26 protein-coding genes and 1 pseudogene are annotated in these 22,123 nt (G+C 62.5%); 13 read left to right on the forward strand and 14 right to left on the reverse strand.

What is annotated here, in order from left to right; all coding sequences use genetic code 11:
• Positions 1–9: 9 nt before the first annotated feature.
• From HX792_RS29025 to HX792_RS29035, 3 genes are all read right to left on the reverse strand, one after another.
• A complete protein-coding gene (locus HX792_RS29025) occupies positions 10–1,275 on the reverse strand; it encodes an ABC transporter permease (protein ID WP_176999270.1) in 1,266 nt (421 codons plus the stop codon).
• Position 1,276: 1 nt separating this feature from the next.
• The gene (locus tag HX792_RS29030; RefSeq protein WP_176999271.1) at positions 1,277–1,987 is read right to left on the reverse strand and encodes an ABC transporter ATP-binding protein; all 711 of its coding nucleotides are present in this window, start codon (positions 1,985–1,987) and stop codon (positions 1,277–1,279) included.
• Between the two features lie 134 nt (positions 1,988–2,121).
• On the reverse strand, positions 2,122–2,724 hold the full coding sequence (locus tag HX792_RS29035; RefSeq protein WP_176999272.1) for a DUF2796 domain-containing protein: 603 nt from the start codon (positions 2,722–2,724) through the stop codon (positions 2,122–2,124).
• Between the two features lie 130 nt (positions 2,725–2,854).
• Between HX792_RS29035 and HX792_RS29040 the strand changes: the two genes are divergently transcribed.
• Positions 2,855–3,196, forward strand: coding sequence for a hypothetical protein (locus HX792_RS29040; protein WP_176999273.1), 342 nt, complete (start codon positions 2,855–2,857; stop codon positions 3,194–3,196).
• On the opposite strand, the gene trxA is transcribed toward HX792_RS29040, so the two are convergent.
• The 3 genes from trxA to HX792_RS29055 form a co-directional block, all read right to left on the reverse strand.
• Positions 3,193–4,065, reverse strand: a complete 873-nt coding sequence (gene trxA, locus HX792_RS29045) for a thioredoxin (RefSeq protein WP_176999274.1) — start codon at positions 4,063–4,065, stop codon at positions 3,193–3,195. The two genes, HX792_RS29040 and trxA, sit on opposite strands and share 4 nt — an antisense overlap.
• 150 nt (positions 4,066–4,215) lie before the next feature.
• A complete protein-coding gene (locus tag HX792_RS29050) occupies positions 4,216–4,872 on the reverse strand; it encodes a methyltransferase (RefSeq protein WP_176999275.1) in 657 nt (218 codons plus the stop codon).
• On the reverse strand, positions 4,869–5,324 hold the full coding sequence (locus tag HX792_RS29055) for a YbaY family lipoprotein (RefSeq protein ID WP_176999276.1): 456 nt from the start codon (positions 5,322–5,324) through the stop codon (positions 4,869–4,871). Before HX792_RS29055 ends, HX792_RS29050 begins: the two co-directional genes overlap by 4 nt.
• A 140-nt stretch (positions 5,325–5,464) precedes the next feature.
• Between HX792_RS29055 and nrdR the strand changes: the two genes are divergently transcribed.
• From nrdR to HX792_RS29110, 11 genes are all read left to right on the forward strand, one after another.
• Entirely contained in the window at positions 5,465–5,929 is a 465-nt protein-coding gene (nrdR, locus tag HX792_RS29060; RefSeq protein WP_010206843.1) for a transcriptional regulator NrdR, read from the forward strand.
• A complete protein-coding gene (gene ribD, locus HX792_RS29065) occupies positions 5,926–7,062 on the forward strand; it encodes a bifunctional diaminohydroxyphosphoribosylaminopyrimidine deaminase/5-amino-6-(5-phosphoribosylamino)uracil reductase RibD (protein ID WP_176999277.1) in 1,137 nt (378 codons plus the stop codon). The genes nrdR and ribD overlap by 4 nt, the downstream gene beginning before the upstream one ends.
• A gap of 48 nt (positions 7,063–7,110) precedes the next feature.
• Entirely contained in the window at positions 7,111–7,773 is a 663-nt protein-coding gene (locus tag HX792_RS29070; protein ID WP_016973956.1) for a riboflavin synthase, read from the forward strand.
• Between the two features lie 15 nt (positions 7,774–7,788).
• Positions 7,789–8,880 (forward strand): bifunctional 3,4-dihydroxy-2-butanone-4-phosphate synthase/GTP cyclohydrolase II, encoded by a 1,092-nt coding sequence (ribBA, locus tag HX792_RS29075; RefSeq protein ID WP_176999278.1) that lies wholly within the window; start codon positions 7,789–7,791, stop codon positions 8,878–8,880.
• An 88-nt stretch (positions 8,881–8,968) separates the two neighbouring features.
• On the forward strand, positions 8,969–9,445 hold the full coding sequence (gene ribE / locus HX792_RS29080) for a 6,7-dimethyl-8-ribityllumazine synthase (RefSeq protein WP_003194576.1): 477 nt from the start codon (positions 8,969–8,971) through the stop codon (positions 9,443–9,445).
• Entirely contained in the window at positions 9,442–9,942 is a 501-nt protein-coding gene (gene nusB, locus HX792_RS29085; protein ID WP_010206836.1) for a transcription antitermination factor NusB, read from the forward strand. Before ribE ends, nusB begins: the two co-directional genes overlap by 4 nt.
• Before the next feature lie 15 nt (positions 9,943–9,957).
• The gene (gene thiL / locus HX792_RS29090) at positions 9,958–10,923 is read left to right on the forward strand and encodes a thiamine-phosphate kinase (protein ID WP_176999279.1); all 966 of its coding nucleotides are present in this window, start codon (positions 9,958–9,960) and stop codon (positions 10,921–10,923) included.
• 55 nt (positions 10,924–10,978) lie between these two features.
• A complete protein-coding gene (locus tag HX792_RS29095; protein WP_176999280.1) occupies positions 10,979–11,704 on the forward strand; it encodes an ABC transporter substrate-binding protein in 726 nt (241 codons plus the stop codon).
• A gap of 129 nt (positions 11,705–11,833) precedes the next feature.
• On the forward strand, positions 11,834–12,451 hold the full coding sequence (gene ribA, locus HX792_RS29100) for a GTP cyclohydrolase II (protein ID WP_095013680.1): 618 nt from the start codon (positions 11,834–11,836) through the stop codon (positions 12,449–12,451).
• On the forward strand, positions 12,448–12,867 hold the full coding sequence (locus HX792_RS29105; RefSeq protein WP_176999281.1) for a nuclear FMR1 interacting 1 family protein: 420 nt from the start codon (positions 12,448–12,450) through the stop codon (positions 12,865–12,867). The genes ribA and HX792_RS29105 overlap by 4 nt, the downstream gene beginning before the upstream one ends.
• Complete coding sequence (locus HX792_RS29110) at positions 12,864–13,649, forward strand: cobalamin-binding protein (protein ID WP_176999282.1); 786 nt, start codon at positions 12,864–12,866, stop codon at positions 13,647–13,649. The genes HX792_RS29105 and HX792_RS29110 overlap by 4 nt, the downstream gene beginning before the upstream one ends.
• 91 nt (positions 13,650–13,740) lie before the next feature.
• Here the strand turns inward: HX792_RS29110 and HX792_RS29115 are convergent, their stop codons facing one another.
• The 7 genes from HX792_RS29115 to HX792_RS29145 all read right to left on the reverse strand — a co-directional run bounded on the left by HX792_RS29115 (position 13,741) and on the right by HX792_RS29145 (position 20,351).
• Entirely contained in the window at positions 13,741–15,627 is a 1,887-nt protein-coding gene (locus HX792_RS29115; RefSeq protein ID WP_176999283.1) for a TonB-dependent receptor domain-containing protein, read from the reverse strand.
• A 156-nt stretch (positions 15,628–15,783) separates the two neighbouring features.
• The gene (dxs, locus tag HX792_RS29120) at positions 15,784–17,682 is read right to left on the reverse strand and encodes a 1-deoxy-D-xylulose-5-phosphate synthase (protein ID WP_176999284.1); all 1,899 of its coding nucleotides are present in this window, start codon (positions 17,680–17,682) and stop codon (positions 15,784–15,786) included.
• A 110-nt stretch (positions 17,683–17,792) separates the two neighbouring features.
• Positions 17,793–18,680 carry a (2E,6E)-farnesyl diphosphate synthase gene (ispA, locus tag HX792_RS29125; RefSeq protein WP_176999285.1) on the reverse strand — a complete coding sequence of 296 codons (888 nt, stop codon included), beginning with the start codon at positions 18,678–18,680 and terminating at the stop codon, positions 17,793–17,795.
• The gene (locus HX792_RS29130; protein WP_003176346.1) at positions 18,677–18,919 is read right to left on the reverse strand and encodes an exodeoxyribonuclease VII small subunit; all 243 of its coding nucleotides are present in this window, start codon (positions 18,917–18,919) and stop codon (positions 18,677–18,679) included. Before HX792_RS29130 ends, ispA begins: the two co-directional genes overlap by 4 nt.
• Positions 18,920–19,120: 201 nt before the next feature.
• On the reverse strand, positions 19,121–19,291 hold the full coding sequence (locus tag HX792_RS29135) for a DUF4880 domain-containing protein (RefSeq protein WP_176999286.1): 171 nt from the start codon (positions 19,289–19,291) through the stop codon (positions 19,121–19,123).
• 45 nt (positions 19,292–19,336) lie between these two features.
• Positions 19,337–19,768: a MerR family transcriptional regulator gene (locus HX792_RS29140; RefSeq protein ID WP_176999287.1), complete on the reverse strand. Its 432-nt coding sequence runs from the start codon at positions 19,766–19,768 to the stop codon at positions 19,337–19,339.
• Positions 19,707–20,351 carry an NAD(P)H-dependent oxidoreductase gene (locus HX792_RS29145; protein ID WP_176999288.1) on the reverse strand — a complete coding sequence of 215 codons (645 nt, stop codon included), beginning with the start codon at positions 20,349–20,351 and terminating at the stop codon, positions 19,707–19,709. The genes HX792_RS29140 and HX792_RS29145 overlap by 62 nt, the downstream gene beginning before the upstream one ends.
• Positions 20,352–20,539: 188 nt before the next feature.
• Here HX792_RS29145 and HX792_RS29150 point away from each other — a divergent pair.
• A pseudogene (locus tag HX792_RS29150) lies at positions 20,540–21,079 on the forward strand (DUF1016 N-terminal domain-containing protein); the annotation flags it as partial.
• Positions 21,080–21,140: 61 nt separating this feature from the next.
• Here the strand turns inward: HX792_RS29150 and ycaC are convergent.
• On the reverse strand, positions 21,141–21,773 hold the full coding sequence (gene ycaC / locus HX792_RS29155) for an isochorismate family cysteine hydrolase YcaC (RefSeq protein WP_176999289.1): 633 nt from the start codon (positions 21,771–21,773) through the stop codon (positions 21,141–21,143).
• Positions 21,774–22,123 lie beyond the last annotated feature (350 nt).

Genomic DNA, 22,123 nt, shown 5'->3' on the forward strand with positions numbered 1-22,123 from the left:
AAGCCTTCCTCATAAACGTATGGACAGGCCGTCGGCCAGGGATTGTCGGTAGGCGCGCCACGCGGGCACGGCGCCCATCAACAGCGCGGCGGCCAGGATACCGGCGAGCAGCGTCCATTCATATTCGCTGGGCCACGACATCGGCAGGTCCAGGCCGTAGTTGGCCTGCAAGTAGCCACGTGAGGCGGCGATGCACACATACAAAAGCCCCACGCCTGCAACCACTCCGGACAGGGCCAGGGCGAACGCTTCGAAGATCAGCAACGTCGCAATGTGCCACGGGCGGGCGCCCACCGAACGCAGGATTGCCATTTCGCGGCGGCGTTCGTTGAGGCTGGTGAGGATCGCCGTGAGCATGCCGATCAGGCCGGTCAGCACCACGAACAACGAGATCACGAACAGCGCTTTTTCGGCGGTGCCCATCATGCTCCACAACTCTTGCAGCGCCACGCCTGGCAAGATCGCCAGCATCGGTTCCCCACGGAAATCATTGATTTCCCGTTGCAGGGCGAAGGTGGAGATCTTGTTGTTCAAGCCCAGCATGAACGCGGTGATGGCCTGGGGCGTGAGGTCCATGTTGCGGGCCTGGTCGGCACTGATACGGCCTTTGCCCTGGGCGGGTACGCCGTTGTGCCAGTCGATGTGGATGGCTTCCATGCCGCCGAGGCTGATGTGCAGCGTGCGGTCCACCGGCGTGCCGGTGCGCTTGAGGATGCCGACCACGGTGAAGGGTTTGTCGTCGTGTTTCACCAGGCTGACCACGGCCACACCGTGGGCCAGCACCAGTTTGTCGCCAAGTTTGTAATGCAGGGCGTCCGCTACTTCGGCACCGAGCACCACTTCGAACGGGTCGGTAGCGAAGGCGCGGCCGCTGGCCAGTTCGAGGTTTTGCTTGCGGCCGTACTGGTAATGCTCGAAGTAGGACTCGTTGGTGCCCATCACGCGGTAGCCGCGGTGGGAGTCGCCGAGGGAAATCGGGATCGCCCATTTCACCTGGGGGCTGGCGGCGAAATGCTCGAAGCTGTCCCAGCGAATGTTGTTGGTGGCGTTGCCGATGCGGAATACCGAGTACAGCAGCAGGTTCACCGAGCCGGAGCGCGCGCCGACGATCAGATCGGTGCCGCTGATGGTGCTGGCAAAACTGTTGCGCGCCTCAGTGCGCACACGCTCCACGGCGAGCAGCAAACAGACTGACAGCGCGATGGCGAACGCGGTGAGGATCGCGGTAAAACGGCGGTTAGCCAGGCTGGCCATGGCTAGACGGAACAGATACATCTCAAACCTCTGCGGGCGTGGCGGCGCGATTGAGTTCGGCCAGCGACAGGTTACGGTCGAACAGCGAGGCCAGGCTCTGGTCGTGGCTGACAAACAACAGGCTGGCGCCGGCTTCGCGGCATTCGGCGAACAACAGTTGCAGGAAGGCTTCGCGGGCGTCGTAGTCCAGGGCCGAGGTGGGCTCGTCGGCGATCACCAGTTCCGGCTGGCCGATCAACGCACGGGCGGCGGCCACCCGTTGTTGCTGGCCGATGGACAGCGAGTCGGCGCGGCGCTCCAGCAGGTCCTTGTCCTTCAAACCCAAGTGCGCGAGCAAGGCGGCAGCGGCCTTGTCGACACTGCCGTGACGCTGCTTCGCCCGTTGTGCTCGCAGCTTGGAAAAGTGGCACGGCAACTCGACGTTTTCACGCACCGACAGAAACGGCAGCAGGTTGAACTGCTGGAAGATGTAGCCGGTGTGGTCGACGCGAAAGCGGTCGCGGGCGCCGGCCGACAGCTCGGTCAGCTGTTGGCCGAGCAGGCGGATGCTGCCTCGCGTAGGTTTTTGCACGCCACCGAGCAGGCCCAGCAACGTGGTTTTGCCACTGCCGCTGGGGCCTTTGAGAAACAGGGTTTCCCCGGCTTCCAGGCGGAACGCGGGGATGTCCAGCAACTGGGGGTGACCGGGCCAGTTGAAGGCCAGGTCAGACAGTTCGATCAGTGCTTGAGTCATGTGAAATCAAATTCGCCTGCTGGCTAAATTGGACCCCTGTGGGAGCTGGCTTGCCTGCGATGGCATCGCTGCGATGTGTCTGCTGTACCGAGGCGTCTGTATCGCAGGCAAGCCAGCTCCCACAGGGGTTTACATCAGAATTTCAGGGTAGCGGCCTGTGCCGTGGCTTGCACACCTTGCTGGCCGCTTGGGCCGATCAGTTGTACCTGAATTTTCTGGGTGGCGGGGAAGGTCTTGAACACCTGGGTCAGGTCGAGGTTGCTCAGCGCAGTCGGCGTGGCGCAGGTGAATTGGTAGTGGGCGTGGATTTCGCTGTGATCGTGATGATGCTCGTGGGCGCCGTCTTTGGCGTCGTGATCGTGGTCATCATCGTCGTCGTCATGGTCGGCTTCCGGCTTGTCGCCGAACAGCGGGCTGTTGAGCTCTTGTGTGCTGACCACGCAACCGGCGCCCTTGGGCAGGTTGAACAGGGCGAGCGGGTTTTCCAGTTGTTTGCGCGCGGCGGCGACCTTGGCTTTGTCGGCCGGGGTGGTGGCCAGGTGTTCGAAGCCCACCAGGTTCATCGCCGGGCTGTCCAGTTCAAGCTCCAGGGCTTGGCCATCGAGCACGGCATTCAGGCGACCAACGCCGTGTTCGTGGGCGCCGAGGCTGCCGTGCTCGTGTTCATGTTCGTCAGCGGCGTGGGCGATAGCCAGTGGCAGGAGGGCAAACGGCAAAGCGAGCAACAGACGGCGCATGAGAAGGCTCCAGAACATGAAAGTTTTGTTATGTGATCTTATAACAGTAGTGCCAGAGTTTGACCGCCCGCTTGGCGTTGCGCAAGCCGCGTGGGAGCATGCCTGTCAGAAAACTGCAGGAGGAAGGACGATGTTGCGAATTCGTGGAACCGTCGGCGACTTGCCGGTGGACTTGACCCTGGAGCTGGACGAAGGCGATTGGGCCCGCCTGGGCGCACAATTGCAGGCGGCCCCCGTACACGCCGCAACGGCAGCCGCACCGGTCAAGCAAAATGACGACTTGTGGCAGAACGCCCAAGATCTGTTGCGCAAGGCTGGGCAACTTACGGGCCTGGAACTACTGGATCAGCTGGAAGGCTTGGCCGGCGATGCTGCGTCAGGCAAACGCCTGTTGGTGCGCCTGCGCCACAGTTCAAACGTGAAAGTGGCCAGCGGCGCAGACACGCCGCTGTACAGCTGGGTCGGCGATTAGTACAGCGCGGCAAACAGCTTGCGGCGGTACACGGTCACCAACGGGTGATCATTGCCCAGCAGTTCGAACACCTGCAGCAAGGTCTTGTGCGGCAAGCCTTCGCTGTAGCTGCGGTTGCGGATGAACAGCTTGAGCAGGCCTTCCAGCGCCGCGTCGTACTGCTGGCGCGCCAGCTGCTGGATGCTCAACTGATAGGCCGCTTCGTCGTCTTGCGGGTTTTGCGCCAGGCGGCTTTTCAAGTCGGCGGCGTCCGGCAGGTCGGCCGCCTGGCGCAGGAAGGTGATCTGTGCTTTTGCACCGGCGAGGGCGGCTTTGTGATCGTCGCTCTTCACGGCGTCCAGCACGGTCTGGGCTTCGCCCAATTCACCGCGTTCGGCCAGGCAGCGTGCGTACAGGATCAACGCGCCGGCGTTGGTGTTGTCCTCACCCAGCAAGGCCACCAGCACGGCTTCGGCATCGCTGATGCGGCCGTCGGCGAACAGCGCCTGGGCCTGCTCCAGCGGGTCCGCCGCTGCCGGTGGTGGCGTCTGCACATGCGGCTCCAGCATCGCCCGCACCGCCGACTCCGGCTGTGCCCCGGCAAACCCATCCACCGGCTGGCCATCCTTGAACAGCACCACCGTCGGCAGGCTGCGAATACCGAAGCGCGCAACGATGTCCTGCTCGGCCTCGCAATCGACCTTGGCCAGCAACAACTCGCCTTGATAACTCTCGGCAATTTGCGCCAGCAACGGCATCAATGCCTTGCACGGCGCGCACCACTCGGCCCAGAAATCCACCAGCACAGGTTTGTGGAACGAATTTTCGATCACCGCCTGATCGAAGGTGGCGGTGGTGACATCGAAGATGTACGGCGTGGGCTCACTCATGGGGCGTCTCGAATAAAGCGGGAATGGGGCAACTATAAGGGCTGGCGCAGCTAGCTGAAAGCGTGGCGGTTTCAAGACCGCTATCGCAGGCAAGCCAGCTCCCACAGGGGAACGCGGTCAATTGTAGGAGCCGGCTTGCCGGCGATGCCTTTAAGGGCGCCGCGAATGGTACAGGCTCACCTTGCGAAACTCCCAAGGCTCGGCCAGATCCGGCAACGTCAGCGCATCCAGGATCTCCAGCCGCCGATAATCCGGGTGCTGAAAGTCCCGCACCCGTGAATCCGCCACCAGCGCTTCTCGGCCGCGAGTGAGAAACTGATCCAGCAGCGGCAGGTTCGCCCGGTCATAAAGCACGTCAGCCACCAGGATCAAATCGAAGCGGTCAGCCTCGGCAAAAAAATCTTCCGAGTAACCCAGCGCCACACCGTTAAGCTCGGCATTCGCCCGGCAAGATGCCAGCGCCAACGGGTCCAGGTCGCAGGCCACCACTTCCAGCGCGCCGGCTTTGACGGCGGCAATCCCCGCCACGCCAGAGCCCGCGCCGAAATCCAGCACGCGTTTGCCGGCGACCCACTCAGGATTGGCCGCCAGATACCTCGCCAACGCCAAGCCACTGGCCCAGCAAAAGCTCCAGTAGGGAGGCTCGTGCAGAATGCGCCGGGTTTCTTCGGGGCTGAAGGCGCGGTCCATGTTGTCGGCGTCCAGCAGCCACAACGACAGCTCGGTGCCCGGCAGCGAGCAGGGCACCAGGTGCGCATCGCCGATCAGCTCACTGAGCGCGGCTTGCAGGCCCAGCGGTGGCGTCATGGCGCCGGGACGAGTTGCAGGGGGCCGGTGCTCTGGGTGATCGCCTGGGTGATGCGCACCGCAGGCAGGTGCAGGATCAACTGGCCCGACTGGCTGGCGCGGCCGCGCAACTCCACCCGCGCACCGGCCGGGAAGGCCTCGGGGTTGAAGCGCAGGCGGAAGGCCAGGGGTTGGTTGTTGCCGGTCAGCACACTGCTGGCGAGCAGTTGTTGCGGGCGCGAGCGGTCGTCGATCACCAGCAGCGCCAGCTCAACTTCGGCGCCGGCAGGCACGCCGTTGAGGGTGCCGTTGATTTCACGCTGATACGCCGGCAACGGGCCGAGGTCTTCAATGCCCGGGACTTTTTTCTCCTGGGCGGGCGTCGGTTGAGGGGTGGTTGGCTTGGGGGCTTCGCTGCTGCAGGCGACCAGGACACTGAACAGGGCGAGCAAAACAAGTGGTCGTAACTGCATGTACGGCTCCAGAAAGGGCAAAATCCGTGACTTGAACACAAAGAAACATATAAGCCAGCCTATATACCGTAAAGGCTATGGCTTGTCTTGCCACAGGGATGCGCTACCATGGCCCTCCCTTTTTTTGTTGCCTGCCAACCATGCACTGTCCCTTCTGCGGTGCCAACGACACCAAGGTCATTGACTCGCGTCTGGTCGCCGAGGGCGATCAAGTGCGTCGCCGGCGCGAATGCCTGGCCTGTGGTGAGCGTTTCACCACCTTCGAAACCGCCGAACTGGTGTTGCCCCGTCTGATCAAGTCCGACGGCAGCCGCCAACCTTTCGACGAAGAAAAACTGCGTGCCGGTATGCAGCGCGCCCTGGAAAAACGCCCGGTGAGTGTCGAGCGCCTGGAAGCGGCGCTGGTGCACATCAAGCACAAACTGCGTGCGACCGGCGAGCGTGAGGTCAAGAGCCTGGTGGTTGGAGAACTGGTGATGGGCGAGCTGCAAAAGCTCGACGAAGTTGCCTACATCCGTTTCGCCTCGGTGTATCGACGCTTCCAGGACCTCAACGAGTTCCGCGAAGAGATCGACCGCCTGGCCCGTGAGCCTGCCAAAGAATGAATTCGCCTAGCGCTGAACAAGCTGTCCTCGACGCCCACTACATGGCCCGTGCCCTGGAACTGGCCCGCAAAGGCCTGTACACCACCCACCCCAACCCTCGGGTGGGCTGCGTGATTGTGCGGGATGGGCAGATTGTCGGCGAAGGCTGGCATGAACGTACCGGCGAGCCCCATGCCGAGCCCAATGCCCTGCGCGCCGCTGGCGACAAGGCACGCGGCGCCACGGTGTACGTGACCCTTGAGCCCTGCAGCCACCACGGCCGCACGCCGCCATGCGCCGATGCGCTGGTGAGTGCGGGTGTGGCGCGCGTGGTCGCCGGCATGCAGGACCCCAACCCGGAAGTGGCGGGGCGCGGCATGCAGCGCCTGGCCCAGGCGGGCATCGAAACCCGCAGCGGCGTGCTGGAGCAGGAAGCCCGTGCACTGAACCCGGGCTTCCTCAAGCGTATGGAACACGGCTTGCCGTTTGTGCGGGTCAAGCTGGCGATGAGCCTGGACGGGCGCACTGCGATGGCCAGCGGCGAAAGCCAATGGATCACCGGCCCTGCCGCCCGCGCAGCGGTGCAACGCCTGCGCGCCGAGGCGAGTGTGGTGCTGACCGGTGCCGACACCGTGTTGGCCGACGGTGCTCGCCTGACCGTACGCGCCGCCGAGCTGGGCCTGGATGAAGCAACCACCGCCCTGGCGATGTCGCGTCCGCCGCTGCGCGTGTTGATCGATGGCCGCCTGCGCGTGCCGCTCAACGCGCCGTTCTTCAAGGCTGGCCCGGCGCTGGTCATCACTTGCGTCACCCCGGAAAATCAGTTCCCCCGTGGCCCTGAATGCCTGGTGGTGCCGGGCGTGGATGGCCAGGTCGACCTGCGTTCGGCATTGGTTGCGCTGGCCGCCCGTGGCGTCAACGAGGTGCTGGTGGAAGCTGGCCCGAGCCTGGCAGGCGCGTTTGCCCAGCAAGGCCTGGTGGATGAGTACGTGATATTCGTCGCCGGCAAGTTCCTTGGCTCCGCCGCCCGGCCTTTGCTCGACTGGCCGCTTGAGAAACTGGCCGACGCCCCCCACCTCAAGATCACTGAAATGCGCGCTGTAGGCGACGACTGGCGAGTCACTGCCATCCCTGTGCCAGCAGCGAGCGTATAATTCTGACCGGACGCTCAAGTGTCCCGTACCGTTTTCCAGGAGAAGGCCATGTTCACCGGCATCATCGAATCCATCGGCAGCATCCGCGCCATGACCCCCAAAGGCGGCGACGTTCGCCTGCTGGTTGAAACCGGCAAGCTGGACCTGGGCGACGTCAAGCTGGGCGACAGCATCGCCGTCAGCGGCGTGTGCCTCACCGTCATCGAACTGCCAGGCAACGGTTTCGCCGCCGACGTCAGCCGGGAAACCCTGGACTGCACCGCGATGAACGACCTTAAAGCTGGCAGCCCGGTCAACCTGGAAAAAGCCCTGACCCCGACCACCCGCCTGGGCGGCCACCTGGTCAGCGGCCATGTCGATGGCGTCGGCGAAGTTGTCTCGCGCAGCGAAAACGCACGTGCCGTGGAATTCCGCATCCGCGCACCCAAAGAGCTGGCCAAGTACATCGCCCACAAAGGCTCGATCACCGTCGACGGCACCAGCCTCACCGTGAACGCCGTGAACGGCGCCGAATTTGAACTGACCATCATTCCCCACACCCTCAGCGAAACCATCATGGCGTCTTACCAGCCGGGTCGCCGGGTGAACCTGGAAGTGGACTTGCTGGCCCGTTACCTGGAGCGCCTGCTGCTGGGCGAAAAGGCCGCAGAGCCTACTGCCGGTAACATCACTGAAAGCTTTCTGGCCGCTAACGGCTACCTGAAATCCTGACCAAGGGGGTGCCACGTGGCGCTCAATAGCATCGAAGAACTGGTTGAAGACATCCGCCAAGGCAAGATGGTCATCCTGATGGATGACGAAGACCGCGAGAACGAAGGCGACATCATCATGGCCGCCGAGGCCTGCAAGCCTGAGCACATCAACTTCATGGCCAAGCACGCCCGTGGGCTGATCTGCATGCCCATGAGCCGCGAGCGTTGCGAGTTGCTCAAGCTGCCATTGATGGCGCCGCGCAACGGGTCGGGTTTTGGCACCAAGTTCACCGTGTCTATTGAAGCGACCACCGGCGTCACCACCGGTATCTCCGCCGCTGACCGCGCGCGCACCGTGCAAGCCGCCGCCGCGAAAGACGCCAAGGCCGAAGACATCGTCAGCCCTGGCCATATCTTCCCGCTGATGGCCCAACCGGGCGGCACCCTGGCCCGTGCCGGCCACACCGAAGCGGCCTGCGACCTCGCGCGCATGGCCGGTTTCGAGCCGAGCGGCGTGATCTGCGAAGTGATGAACGACGACGGCACCATGGCCCGTCGCGCCGAACTCGAAGCCTTTGCCGCTGAACACGACATCAAGATCGGCACCATTGCCGACCTGATCCACTACCGCATGATCCACGAACGTACCGTTCAGCGGATTGCCGAGCAGCCGCTGGACAGCGAACTGGGCCAATTCAATTTGGTGACCTACCGTGATTCAGTGGAAGGCGACGTGCACATGGCCCTGACCCTGGGCACCATTTGCGCCGAAGAGCCGACCCTGGTGCGGGTACATAACATGGACCCCTTGCGCGACCTGCTGATGGTCAAGCAACCGGGCCGTTGGAGCCTGCGAGCCGCCATGGCCGCGGTTTCCGAGGCGGGCAGCGGTGTGGTGCTGTTGTTGGGCAACCCGGTGGATGGTGATGTGCTGCTGGCGCATATCCGTGAAACCGCCGAGCACACCCAGGTCAAGACGCCGACCACCTACAGCATCGTCGGTGCCGGTTCGCAGATCCTGCGCGACCTCGGCGTGCGCAAAATGCGCCTGATGAGTGCGCCGATGAAATTTAATGCGATATCCGGTTTCGACCTGGAAGTAGTAGAATACGTGCCCTCCGAATAAAGGCTGGCGATTTTTGCCCCTTGTTCGCGGTTAACACATCACTGAGGGACGCACTTTTCGCGTCCCTGCTCTTTAAGAGATTTGTCGAATGACCCTGAAGACCATCGAAGGTACCTTCATCGCCCCCAAAGGCCGCTATGCCCTGGTGGTTGGCCGCTTCAACAGCTTCGTCGTTGAAAGCCTGGTAAGCGGTGCCGTGGACGCCCTGGTTCGCCACGGTGTGAGCGAAAGCGACATCACCCTTATCCGTGCCCCTGGCGCCTTCGAGATTCCACTGGTTGCGCAAAAAGTTGCTCAACAGGGTGAATACGCGGCAATCATCGCCCTGGGCGCGGTCATTCGTGGCGGTACCCCTCACTTCGAATACGTGGCAGGCGAATGCACCAAGGGCCTGGCCCAGGTGTCCATGGAGTTCGGCGTGCCGGTAGCATTCGGCGTGCTGACTGTTGACTCCATCGAGCAAGCCATCGAGCGTTCCGGCACCAAGGCCGGTAACAAAGGCGCTGAAGCTGCCCTGTCCGCCCTGGAAATGGTCAGCCTGCTGTCGCAGTTGGAGGCCAAGTGATTTCTGACGAGAGCGACAACTTCAACCCGCGTGAGCCACGCCCTGCCGATGCTGGCAAACCGTCCAAGAACGAGAAGCGTCGCGCTGCTCGTCAACTGGCGACCCAGGCGCTGTACCAGCGTCACCTGGCCGGCGCTTCGTTGAACGAGATCGAAGCACAGTTTCGCGTCGACAACGATTTCACCTTTGCCGACCTGCCGTACTTCCACGACATCCTGCACGGTGTGCATGCCCACCTGACCGAGATCGACACGGCCCTGGCACCTTGCCTGGACCTGACCATCGAAGAGCTGGACCCGGTTGAACTGTGCGTGATGCGCCTGTCGGCCTGGGAGCTGCTGTATCGCGTCGACGTGCCGTACCGCGTGGTGATCAACGAAGGCATCGAACTGGCGAAAGTCTACGGTTCGACCGACGGCCACAAGTTCGTCAACGGCGTGCTCGACAAGCTGGCCCCGCGCCTGCGTGAAGCCGAAGTGAAGGCGTACAAGCGCTAAGCGCTTGAGTCCTGAATGGGCGAGTTTGAGCTGATCCGCAACTACTTCGCCGCCGCGCCCTGTGCGCAAGGCGGCGAAGGCATTGCGTTGGGGATCGGCGATGACTGCGCCTTGCTGGCGCTCCCCGCCGGGGAGCAGTTGGCAATCTCCACGGATACTTTGGTAGCCGGCGTACACTTTGCCGACCCCTGTGATCCGTACCTGCTTGGCCAGCGCTCGCTGGCCGTGGCGGTGAGCGACCTGGCCGCCATGGGCGCCAACCCTCTCGCGTTTACCCTTGCCCTTACCACCCCGACGGTCGATGCCGATTGGCTGCAGCGCTATGCCCAGGGTTTGAATGCCATGGCGCAAAGCTGCGGCGTGGGCCTGGTGGGCGGCGACACCACACGTGGGCCGTTGAGCCTGACCCTGACCGTGTTCGGCCGCGTGCCGGCCGGACAGGCGCTGACGCGTAGCGGTGCACAGCCGGGTGACCTGCTGTGTGTCGGTGGTGAGTTGGGTAATGCGGCCGGCGCCTTGCCGTTGGTATTGGGGCAGCGCAGCGCTGACGCCGCCATTGCTGGGCCGCTGCTGGCCCATTACTGGTCACCGCAGCCGCAGCTGGCCCTGGGTCTGGCATTGCGGGGCAAGGCGACCTCTGCGATGGACATCTCCGACGGGCTGTTGGCCGATTGCGGGCATATCGCCAAGGCGTCGGCTGTCCGCCTGTTGATCGAGCACCAGGCCTTGCCGTTGTCCCAGGCCTTGCTGGCGTTTGTCGGCGATGAGGCCGCCCGCGTGGCTGCGCTGAGCGGCGGGGATGACTACGTGCTGGCGTTTACCCTGCCGCAGGCCGAGCTGGCGCCCTTGTTGGCGAGCGGTTGGCCGGTGCATGTGATCGGCCGGGTCGAGGCGGGGCAGGGCGTGACATTGCTTGATACCCAAGGGCAGGACATCACCCCGGCCGTGCGCGGCTATCAGCACTTCAGCGAGACGCCCTGATTCGGCGAGCTGCGCTACCCTCTATACGGTTCTCAAGGTGTAGGAGGTTGTCATCATGGATGTGCGCCGTTGGCTGCTGATTGTGCTGTGCGCGGTCGCGACACTTGTGCACGCGGACGAAGCCCCGGTACCTGGCAAGATCATGCTGGCCAGCGAAGAGTGGAACGACTACACCAACAAAGACGGCAGCGGCCTGGCGTGGGATGTGTTGCGCCAGGTGTTCGAGCCGGCCGGAATCACCCTGCAAACCCGCAGCGTGCCCTATACCCGTTCGGTCGGCTTGGCCCAGCGCGGCGAAGTGGATGGCTGGGTCGGTTCCTACCGTGACGAAGCGACTGGCGTGCTGTACCCCCACTGGAACTTCGACTCCGACCACATCTACGCCCTCGGACTGGCCACTGCGCCGACGCCCAGCGTGGCCACGCTGGGCAATTACCGCCTGGCCTGGGTGCGCGGCTACAAGTACGAGGAGTACTTGCCCAACGTGCACCGCTTCAACCAGATCGAACGCCGCGACGGCATCCTGCCGATGCTGCAGCACGGCCGCGCAGACTTCTACATCGACGCCCTCAGCGAAGCCCAGTACGTGCTTGGCCAGGCCGATGACCCGACGCAATTCAAGCTCACCCACATCGCCGAACTGCCGCTGTACCTGGGGTTTGCCGATAACGAACGCGGCCGGGCGTTGATGGCTGTGTATGACCAGCGCATGGCGGCGCTGGTGAAAAACGGCGAGTTGAAGCCGATTTTCGAGCGCTGGAAACAACCCTATCCGTTCTGATGGGCATAGAACCGGGATGAAGGCCAATCGAACCGATTGATCTTTATCAGCGATAATTCAGCTTAAGCGTCTGTAGGAACCTGCTGTTACAATGGCCGCCATCGTAAAAACTGAAATCAGGAGCACACGGTGCCCGTCGTTTTCGTCGCCGCTTCCAAGCTGCCTACCCCTTTTGCCACGTTCACCATGAACGGCTTTCTCGAAGAAGCCACCGGCCGCGAGCACGTTGTGCTCAGCCTGGGCGACATCGCAGACGGCGCGCCGGTGCTGGGCCGTGTGCATTCCGAATGCCTGACCGGTGACGCGTTGTTCAGCCAGCGCTGCGACTGTGGTTCGCAACTGGAAGCCGCGATGCGTGCCATCGCCCGCGAAGGCCGGGGCGTTCTGCTCTACCTGCGCCAGGAAGGCCGTGGTATCGGCCTGATGAACAAGATCCGTGCGTATGAGCTGCAAGACGGCGGCGCCGACACCGTTGAAGCCAACGAGCGCCTGGGCTTTGCCGCTGACCAGCGCGACTACGCGATCTGCCTGCCGATGCTGGAGCACCTGGGCGTCAAATCCCTGCGCCTGATGACCAACAACCCACGCAAAGTCAAAGCCTTGACCGACATGGGCATCACCGTGGCCGAGCGCGTGCCGCTGCACACCGGGCACAACCCGCACAACAAGCTCTACCTGGCCACCAAGGCCAGCAAGCTCGACCACATGATGGGCAACGAACACCAGGGCGAGGTCGACCGCGCGTGACCCGTGGCCAGGTGAAACGGCGACTGTCCTTCAATTGGTGGCAGTACCTGGCCCTGGCACTGCTCCCGCTGTTTGTGATCAACCTGGTGTTTGGCCAGGCTGAATCATTGCTTCCCGTATTGGCCATGCCGTTCTTCATTGCCGGCGTGGCCTCTATGTTTCTGAGCCTGCGTTATTTTCATGGCTATAAACACGCACTGATCGCCACCTCCAAAGCCCTCGATACCCCTGAAGAACCCGCGGCCTGGATCACCCTGGCGGCTCGTCGGCGCACGGCGTTGCTGGTTGCCGCCATTCCCGCGTGGATCGGCGCGCTGGCGGTGTTTGTCGGCCTGGAAGCGGTGCCGCTGTTTCTGTTGGCCCTGTCGACGCTGGTGTTGTTCTACCTCTATCGCATTCCGCGTCAGCTGGGATGAGGCGTTACTGGCTGGCGCTTCTGCTGGCATTAAGCACCCAGGCGTTGGCGGCCGAACGCGTGATCAGCCTGGCGCCGTCCCTCTCTGAAATCGTGGTTGAACTGGGCGCTGCCGACCTGCTGGTGGGCGTGCTCGACGGCGGCGATCGGCCTGCGACCTTGGCGAATGTGCCGTCAGTGGGGCATTACGGTCAGTTGGACATGGAGCGCCTGCTCAGCCTCAAACCGGACCTGATCCTGCTCTGGCCTGGCAGTGTCGGCCCCGCCCAGCGCGAACAACTGCAGCGCCTGAATATCCCGGTGTACGTCGCCGAACCCCACAGCCTTGAGCAACTGACTACCCAGGTCCAGGCCATCGCCGACCAATTGGGGCGTGCTGAGGCGGGTCGACAACTGGCCGCACAACTGCGCCAGCGACTGGCTGAGTTGCGCCAGCGCTATCAGCGCGCCGAGCCCTTGCGCGTGTTTTACCAGGTGTGGAACCAGCCGCTGTACACCGTGGGCGGCGGCCAGATCATCAGCGATGCGTTGAGCGTGTGCGGCGCGCGCAATGTGTTTGATGACCTCAAGCTGCCGGCGCCGCAGGTGAGTATCGAGTCGGTGTTGCAGCGTGATCCCGAGATGATTCTGGTAGGGGATCAGGTGCAGAAGGACGCCTGGAAGGTGTGGCCGGCGATGGCGGAGCGGGTGCGGCTGGTGCCGGATAAAGGGCTGGAGCGGCCCAGTGGGCAGATGTTAGAGGCGGTGGCCAGGTTGTGTCAGGTGATTGCGCCGAACCTGTGAGGCCGCTATCGCTGGCAAGCCAGCTCCTACAGGGGGAATGCATTCCAACTGTAGGAGCCGGCTTGCCGGCGATGGGGACGGACCTGCCAACTCAGATATCGGGCGTCCAAGTCACCCCAACCCTCCAAACCCGACCCTCTTCACGATAATACTGGTTGTTCTCGAAATCCGGGTCCTGATAGCTGTACATCGCCCGCGCATAGGCTTTATCCAACACATTATCGACCTTGAACGACAGCAGCACCTCCCGGCTCAGCGCCCAACTGCTACGCAGCCCTAACAAGGCATACCCGCCCAGCCGGTTGCGATTCTCTTCATCGTCATAGCTGCGGCTGATCGCTTGCCAGCTGGCACCCACCCCCAGCTTGTCGAACTGCCGATCCACATCCAGGTTCAGCGTGCGCCGCGCCCGACGGGCCAGGGTATGGTCGCTGTCTCGGTCGCGAGGGTCGATGATCGAGACGCCCAGGTTGCCTTGCCAGCCGAACACCTGCTGCTTGAGCGCCGCTTCAAACCCGTTGATCCGTGCGGACGCCACGTTGTGCGGGATGTAGAGGTCCGCCGGCTGGGCGACGATGGCGTCTTTCAGGTCGGTGCGATACAGCGAGGTTTCCAGGCGCGTGGTGTCGCTCAGTTGGCTGCGCCACTGCACCTCATAGGTTTTTGAATGTTCGGGCTTGAGGTCTGGGTTGCTGCTGCCGGGGTAGTACAAGTCATTGAAACTTGGCGCACGGAAGCCTTCGCTGTAGGACAGCAGTACGTCGTTGTCCGGGTTCAGCGGCACGGTCAGGGTGCCACTCCAGGTGTTCTGGCTGCCGAACTGCTGGTTGGTGTCGTGACGCAGGCCCAGCTCGGTGGAAAACCGCTCGGCCGCGAAACGATGCTGGATAAACACCGCACGGTTCCAGCGGCTGTCTTCGTCGAAGTCAGTGGTGGCGCGTACGCGGTCTTCGTACCAGTCGCCGCCAAGGATCAGGCTGTTACGGTCATCCAGGGTCAGGTCGTTCTGCCAGTTCACCGAGTCGCGGTAGGTGTTGAAGGCGCTGCCCTCATCGCTGAGATGGTCGCGCTTCTTGTCGCGGTTCTCGCTGTGGCCCAGTTCCAAGCGGGTTTGCCAGCGCTCGTTGAGCTTGGCGTCGACATAACCGCTGGCGCTGCTCACGGTGTAGTCGGTGTAGGGTTTCTGGCCGACGGTTTCGAAAAAGCTGACGTAGCGCCCGAACGGGTTGTCGTATTCCGACTTGCCCCGGCCATCCAGCAGGTTGAAGCCCACTTCGAGGTCATCGCTCAACGAGTGGCTGAGGTTCAGGCTCAAGGACTTGTTGCGATAGGCATCATGATCGCCATCACTGGCAAACGACTCATGGGTCCAGTTGATGCCCCGGGTTTCATCCAGGCTGGCGCCGAGGTTGAAGCGCGTACGCTCATCGCCGCCGGACAGGCCGAGGCTGCGTTCCCACGTCTGGTTGCTGCCAAAGCCTACGTGCAGACGCGGATGAACGCCGGCCTGGGCGTTGCGCCGGGTGAAAATCTGGATGACCCCGCCGATGGCATCGCTGCCGTAGATCACCGAGCGCGAACCGCGCAGCACTTCTACCCGCTCAATCTGGTCGACGCTGAGGAACTGCAACCCGCTGTCGCCCGAGGTGGCGTTGGCGATGCGCTGGCCGTCCACCAGCACCAGGCTTTGGGCCGACTTGGTGCCGCGAATGAACACCCCCGGCAAACTGCCGCGCCCACCGGTTTGTGCGATTTGCACGCCGGGCACACGGCTCAGCAGGTCGGTGACGCTGGTGGGTTGCAGGCGATCGATGTCGTCGCGGGTAAACACAGTGTTGGCGGCGCTGCTGTCGTTACGCGCCTGCACCTGGCGGTTGGCGGTGATGACCACGTCGGGGAGGCTCAGGGCCTGGTCGCGGGTGTCGGCGAGCAGTTCGGGAGCGGGGAGAAGCAGCAAGGCGAGGTGCAGGCGTTTCATGGTCTGTCCATAGATCTGAAAATGGGTACAAATCAAATGTGGGAGCGGGCTTGCCCGCGAATGCGGTGGGTCAGCTACCAATAAGCTGGCTGACCCACTGTATTCGCGGGCAAGCCCGCTCCCACATTTTGATCCGGTTTCGATCGAGGGATTGGGCTACAGGCCCAGCAGCGCCATGCGCTCACGCACCGACGCCTCGATCCCGGCCCCGTCCAACCCGCATTCAGCCAGCATCTGCGCCGGCTTGGCGTGTTCGACGTACACATCCGGCAAGCCTAGGTGCAGCACCGACTTGAGGATGTTCTCCCGCGCCAGGAACTCGCTGACGGCCGCACCGGCGCCGCCCATGATGGCGTTCTCTTCGACGGTCACCAGCAGCTCATGGCTGCCGGCAATCTCACGCACCAGGTCTTCATCCAGGGGTTTGACGAAACGCATGTCGACCACGGTGGCGTCGAGCTTCTCGGCCACTTTCAGGGTCTCGGCCAATTGCACGCCGAACACCAGGAACGCGGTCTTGCTGCCTTGGCGACGCACGATGCCCTTGCCGATCTCGATAGGCTCCAGGTCCTTCTCGATCACCGCATTCGGGCCGTTGCCGCGTGGGTAGCGCACGGCGGCCGGGCCGTTGTACAGGTGGCCGGTGCTGAGCATCTTGCGCAGTTCGTTTTCGTCGCTCGGCGTCATCACCAGCATTCCGGGGATGCAGCGCAGGTAGGACAAGTCGAAGCTGCCGGCGTGGGTCGGGCCGTCTTCGCCCACCAGGCCTGCGCGGTCGATGGCGAACAGCACGTCGAGGTTCTGTACCGCGACATCGTGGACCAGTTGGTCGTAGCCGCGCTGCAGGAAGGTGGAGTAGATCGCCACCACCGGCTTGGCGCCTTCGCAGGCCATGCCGGCCGCAAAGGTCACCGCATGCTGTTCGGCAATTGCCACGTCGAAGTAACGCAGTGGGAAACGCTCGCTGAAGGCCACCAGGTCGGAGCCTTCCTTCATCGCCGGGGTAATCCCCACCAGGCGAGGGTCGGCGGCAGCCATGTCGCACAGCCATTCGCCGAACACACCGGAATACTTCGGCCCGCTGGCTTTTTTCGGCGCAGCGGCGGGAGCGTCCAGGGGTTCCAGCTTGGTGATGGCGTGGTAGCCAATCGGGTCGACTTCCGCCGGGGCGAAGCCTTTGCCTTTCTTGGTGACGATGTGCAGGAACTGCGGGCCCTTGAGGTCACGCATGTTGCGCAGCGTGGCGATCAGGGTGGGCAGGTCGTGGCCGTCGATCGGGCCGATGTAGTTCCAGCCCAGTTCTTCGAACAGGGTGCCGGGCACCAGCATGCCTTTGGCATATTCTTCGGTACGGCGGGCAATTTCCCACGCGCCGGGCAGACGCGAGAGCACCTTCTTGCTGCCTTCACGCATGCTGGCATAGGTGCGGCTGGAGAGGATTTTTGCCAGGTAATTGGACAGGCCACCGACATTGCGCGAGATCGACATGTCGTTGTCGTTGAGGATCACCAACATGTTGGCGTCCACTTCCGGCGCATGGTTCAGCGCTTCGAACGCCATGCCGGCGGTCAACGCGCCGTCGCCAATCACCGCAATCGCCTTGCGATCGCTGCCTTGCAGGCGGGCGGCAATGGCCATGCCCAGCGCTGCACTGATGGACGTGCTGGAGTGGCCGACGCCAAAGGTGTCGTACTCGCTCTCGGAGCGGCGCGGGAAGGCGGCAATGCCGTCCTTCTGGCGCAACGTGCCCATCTGCTCGCGGCGACCGGTGAGGATCTTGTGCGGATACGCCTGATGGCCCACGTCCCACACCAGCCGGTCATCCGGGGTGTCGAACACGTAATGCAGGGCGATGGTCAGCTCGATGACGCCCAGGCCGGCACCGAAATGCCCACCGGTCTGGCCGACCGTGTAGAGCAATTCCAGGCGCAACTCATCGGCCAGGGTTTCCAGCTCGGCTTCACCCAGTCGACGCAGGCCGGCCGGCGTGACAGCACGGTCAAGCAGGGGCGTGGACGGGCGCTTGCGGGGAATCTCTTGAAACGTCGTGGGCATCAGGCGAATCGTTATAGGTATAGAAGAGGCGGCAGTTTACCTCAAGCATCGCAAACTGCCCACGCAGAGCGCCGAACTTGGCCGATATGCGGCCGTAAAGGCCGCCGTTATCAGTGGCGGCGTTCGACGATATACCGCGCCAGGTCACGCAGTGGCTCGGCCGCCGCGTCGAAAGGTCGCAGGGCGTCCAGGGCCTGGTCGCGCAGTTCCAGGGCGTAGGCCTTGGCCGCGTCCAGCCCAAGCAGCGCAGGATAAGTCGGTTTGTCCCGTGCGATGTCGGCACCTTGGCGTTTGCCCAGGGTGGCGGTGTCACTTTCTACGTCGAGAATATCGTCCTGCACCTGGAAGGCCAGGCCGATGGCGCGGGAGTAGGTCTGCAGGGCGGCCAATTGCGCAGCGGTCGCTTGGCCGCTGGCCAGTGCGCCCAGCTCCACGGCGGCTTCGATCAGCGCGCCGGTCTTGTGGCGGTGCATGTGTTCAAGGGCGTGCTGGTCGAGCTTGAGGCTGACCGAGCCCATGTCGATGGCCTGGCCGCCGACCATGCCGGCCGGGCCCGCTGCGTGGGCCAGCTTGGTCACCATGCGCAGGCGGATCTCGGCATTGACGCTGCTCAAGGCCGGGTCCAGCAACGCGCTGAACGCCAGGCTCTGCAGACCGTCGCCGGCCAGGATCGCATAGGCTTCATCAAAGGCTTTGTGGGTGGTGGGCTGGCCGCGACGCAGGTCGTCATCGTCCATCGCCGGCAGATCGTCATGCACCAGGGAATAGGCGTGAATCAGCTCCACCGCACAGGCGGCACCATTGGCCTGCTCGGCCGGCGCGCCCAGGGCTTCGCACGCGGCATAGGCCAGCAACGGACGCACGCGCTTGCCGCCGTTCATCACGCTGTAGCGCATGGCCTCGTAGAGGCGGTTCATTTCCGGGCTTGGCGCAACAAACAAGGGCGCAAGCGCCGCATTGACCCGGGCTTGGCTACTGGCCTGATACGCGTCGATCATTCTGGCTGTTCCGCATCGAAAGGTTCTTCGGCCAACTCCCCGTCACGTTCGAGCAGCACTTGCACCTTCTGCTCGGCCTGCGCCAGGGCACTTTGACAGTCACGGGTCAGGCCGATGCCTTGCTCAAACGCTGTCAACGAATCTTCCAGCGACAACTCGCCGTTCTCCAGACGCTCGACCAGGGTTTGCAGGTCGGCGAGGGATTGTTCGAAATCGAGTGCAACTTTTTTGCGGGCCATGGCGGCTATTCCGGTAGACGGTAAACCGGCGCGACACTAGCAGACATGGGGATTCTGGGCAAATGAGCGGGGTGGTCGAGCAAGGTCATGAGCCGAATAAAAAAGTTATTCGGCTCACTAAATAAGCCGATTAGCGACTTTATTCGGCTCACGGTTCTTTCAGGCGCTGGTCCGAAATCGTACTTGAAACCCGTCATCAAGTTACGCGGCGCGAATACACCCCGGCGCGTGTGCAGGCCGTTCGAGCAAGCGCCAGAGCATCTCGGCATTTTTGTAGGCGTTGGCAATCAGAGGGGCCACGCGCCACAGCTCGAACGCATTGCGCTCGTGGGCGGTGACGTCATCGTTGCGCAGTCGTGTCCACCAATCCAATGCTTGCTGATCGCGTTCGGAGGTTGGGGGGGCTTGGCTGACTGCTCATCGGGACTCGTTGGCTTGCATAACCACCGCGCAATGGGCCATGGCCTTATTGCCCTGCAGCGCGGTTGGCGTCGAGTGTTGCCCTTGCGCATCCTTAAGTTGTGCCTCAAAGGCCTGTAACCCTTCGTGCATTTTCTGCAAGGTCGCAATCTGCGTGGCCAACGCTTGTTTCTTGGCAGCGATGGCCTGGTCGGCACGTTCCCATGGCAGCACATCGCCCGGGTGGTCCTGCAGGATTTGCTGCAACTCCTTGAGCTTGAAGCCCAGTTGCTGCGCACACTTGATAAACATCAACCGCTCGACACTCTGCGCAGAATACACCCGGTACTGCCCCTGGCGTTGCGGCGTGCGCAGCAGCCCGATCGCCTCATAGTGACGGATCGCCTTGACGGTCGTGCCCGACAGTTGCGCGGCTTTGCCGATGTACATGAAAACTCCCTTTTTCAACGAGTGTGCCCGCTTGCTTCAACCACTTTGTTCGCTGCGCCGGCGTAGAGCCCAGCACCGGTCCGAACAGCAGCGTCTTGACTGGCTTGATGCCACAAAACGCCAGGGTGGTCTTGCGCATCTGGTGGACGCCCGGCATGCGATAGAACCAGCGGTAATACCACGGCAGCGTGTCCAGGGTCACCAACAAATGTGCAGTGCGGCCGAGCAACAGCTTGTCGGGGAAAGCCTTGCCCTTGCGGTATTTGAAGGCGAAGCCGGGTAGGAAGATTCGGTCAATGAAACCCTTCATCAACGCCGGAATACCGCCCCACCAGATGGGATAGATGAAGGTCAGGTGGCTCGCCCAGAGGATGTCGGCTTGGGCGCTGAGCAGGTCGGGTTCCAACGGTTGGGGTTGGGTGTAGCCGCTGTGCAGATTGGGGTCGAAAACCAGCTCGCCCAAGCGTAGGACGCGGACTTCATGGCCGGCGATTTTTGCGGCCTGGATGTAGGTATCGGCCAGTGCGGAACACAAGCTGGACGTTGAAGGATGGCCAAGGATAACCAGGGTGCGCGGCGTCATGGGTGGATCCTGAAATAGAGTATTTCAGGGTAAGGGCTGCCGTATAGGGGAGAGTCAAGGCGTAGGGCCGCCATGGCCAGCAGGGCATTTCGGTATTGTTTGAAAGGCTCTTCCTTGAGCGTTCTTGGCCCCTTGTGGCCGTCAATGCCCCTGACTAGCCTGCCTCAACACTCAAAGAGCGAAACGGCATGAGCGAACCCGGTATCGGCTTGACCACACCGCCTGCGGGCTACAGCGACTGGTTGACGGACTTGAAAGGCCGAATTCACACGGCGCAACAACGTGCAACACTGGCCGTGAATCGGGAATTGGTGTTGCTCTATTGGCAGATTGGCCACGACATTTTGACCTGCCAGGCGGAGCAGGGCTGGGGTAGCAAAGTTATTGATCGACTTGCCCAGGATCTGCGTGCGGCGTTTCCCAACATGAAGGGGTTTTCGCCGCGTAACCTCAAGTACATGCGCGCTTTTGCCGAGGCGTGGCCAGACCCTGAATTTGTGCAAGAGGTGCTTGCACAATTGCCCTGGTATCACCATCTGGCATTGCTCGACAAACTCCCAGGCCCCGAAACCCGCCGCTGGTACATCGCCCAGGCGATAGAAAACAACTGGTCGCGTAACTCGCTGGTGGTGCACATCGAAAACCGCTTGCTGGAGCACAGCGGCAAAGCTGTCAGCAATTTTGAAAGTCCCCCCAATTTGCCAAGCATCGAGCAGATTGCGCGGGAGTTGGCGGCCCACTAAACAAAAAAGCCTGCTTTTCAGGGCAGGCTTTGTGTGCAGTGTTTAATCAGTCCTTACGCGCCGTCAGCGCCGCGTACCCATTCATCAAGTTGCGATAGTTGGGAATACGTTGGGACAACAGGTTCCCCAAGCCTTCGATGTCGTTGCGCCAGTCGCGGTGCAGCTCACAGGCCACCGAGAACCAGTTCATCAGTTGCGCGCCCGCTTGGGTCATCCGGCTCCAGGCCGCCTGTTGCACCGTGGTGTTGAAGGTGCCCGAGGCGTCAGTCACCACGAACACTTCGAACCCTTCCGCCAACGCCGACAAGGTTGGGAACGCTACGCACACATCGGTGACCACACCGGCAATGATGATTTGCTTACGGCCGGTGGCCTTGATCGCCTTGACGAAGTCTTCGTTGTCCCACGCGTTGATCTGGCCAGGGCGGGCGATGTACGGCGCGTCCGGGAACATCTCTTTCAGCTCGGGCACCAGCGGGCCGTTGGGGCCTTGTTCGAAGCTGGTGGTGAGGATGGTCGGCAGGTTGAAGAACTTGGCCAGGTCCGCCAGGGCCAGCACGTTGTTCTTGAACTCGTTGGGCGAGAAGTCCTGCACAAGGGAAATCAGGCCGGTCTGGTGGTCGACCAGCAACACGATGGCGTCGTCTTTGTTCAAGCGGTTGTAGGTTGGAGTGCTCATGGTTGAAATCCTTTTTTGTTTAAGTGGGTTGGGCGTTGCGTTCAACATGGGCACAGATTAATGGGCAGGCGATGAGGGATAAATCGGCTGAAATAGGTAATACCGTCAACTCAGAGGGGACAATTGCCCGGCTACTAACCGTTCTGATGGTGTTCGTCGCGGGGAAATGTGAGACAAAAAATCTCACGCGTGAGCTATTGAGCATTGTAAAAATTGCCTGTAGATTTTCTCACGCGTGAGTTTTTCACAACGAGGTCAGCACCATGAAAAGCAGCTCTCCATCGGGCCAGCCCGCAGGGCCCGATACCGATTCAGCAAGCCTTCAGGGAGAGCGCTTGAAACCGTCCGCG

It is taken from the genome of Pseudomonas sp. B6002, from assembly GCF_013385985.1.
Lineage (GTDB): Bacteria > Pseudomonadota > Gammaproteobacteria > Pseudomonadales > Pseudomonadaceae > Aquipseudomonas.

Coding starts and splice junctions, on each gene's coding strand:
- ribD (WP_176999277.1), top strand. CDS start 5,926: ATGAATTCGCCTAGCGCTGAACAAGCTGTCCTCGACGCCCACTACATG.
- dxs (WP_176999284.1), bottom strand. CDS start 17,682: ATGCCCACGACGTTTCAAGAGATTCCCCGCAAGCGCCCGTCCACGCCC.
- HX792_RS29035 (WP_176999272.1), bottom strand. CDS start 2,724: ATGCGCCGTCTGTTGCTCGCTTTGCCGTTTGCCCTCCTGCCACTGGCT.
- HX792_RS29040 (WP_176999273.1), top strand. CDS start 2,855: ATGTTGCGAATTCGTGGAACCGTCGGCGACTTGCCGGTGGACTTGACC.
- thiL (WP_176999279.1), top strand. CDS start 9,958: ATGGGCGAGTTTGAGCTGATCCGCAACTACTTCGCCGCCGCGCCCTGT.
- HX792_RS29025 (WP_176999270.1), bottom strand. CDS start 1,275: ATGTATCTGTTCCGTCTAGCCATGGCCAGCCTGGCTAACCGCCGTTTT.
- HX792_RS29145 (WP_176999288.1), bottom strand. CDS start 20,351: ATGACGCCGCGCACCCTGGTTATCCTTGGCCATCCTTCAACGTCCAGC.
- trxA (WP_176999274.1), bottom strand. CDS start 4,065: ATGAGTGAGCCCACGCCGTACATCTTCGATGTCACCACCGCCACCTTC.
- HX792_RS29140 (WP_176999287.1), bottom strand. CDS start 19,768: ATGTACATCGGCAAAGCCGCGCAACTGTCGGGCACGACCGTCAAGGCG.
- ispA (WP_176999285.1), bottom strand. CDS start 18,680: ATGATCGACGCGTATCAGGCCAGTAGCCAAGCCCGGGTCAATGCGGCG.
- HX792_RS29050 (WP_176999275.1), bottom strand. CDS start 4,872: ATGACGCCACCGCTGGGCCTGCAAGCCGCGCTCAGTGAGCTGATCGGC.
- HX792_RS29110 (WP_176999282.1), top strand. CDS start 12,864: ATGAGGCGTTACTGGCTGGCGCTTCTGCTGGCATTAAGCACCCAGGCG.
- ribE (WP_003194576.1), top strand. CDS start 8,969: ATGACCCTGAAGACCATCGAAGGTACCTTCATCGCCCCCAAAGGCCGC.
- HX792_RS29070 (WP_016973956.1), top strand. CDS start 7,111: ATGTTCACCGGCATCATCGAATCCATCGGCAGCATCCGCGCCATGACC.
- HX792_RS29055 (WP_176999276.1), bottom strand. CDS start 5,324: ATGCAGTTACGACCACTTGTTTTGCTCGCCCTGTTCAGTGTCCTGGTC.
- HX792_RS29130 (WP_003176346.1), bottom strand. CDS start 18,919: ATGGCCCGCAAAAAAGTTGCACTCGATTTCGAACAATCCCTCGCCGAC.
- ycaC (WP_176999289.1), bottom strand. CDS start 21,773: ATGAGCACTCCAACCTACAACCGCTTGAACAAAGACGACGCCATCGTG.
- nrdR (WP_010206843.1), top strand. CDS start 5,465: ATGCACTGTCCCTTCTGCGGTGCCAACGACACCAAGGTCATTGACTCG.
- HX792_RS29030 (WP_176999271.1), bottom strand. CDS start 1,987: ATGACTCAAGCACTGATCGAACTGTCTGACCTGGCCTTCAACTGGCCC.
- HX792_RS29115 (WP_176999283.1), bottom strand. CDS start 15,627: ATGAAACGCCTGCACCTCGCCTTGCTGCTTCTCCCCGCTCCCGAACTG.
- HX792_RS29095 (WP_176999280.1), top strand. CDS start 10,979: ATGGATGTGCGCCGTTGGCTGCTGATTGTGCTGTGCGCGGTCGCGACA.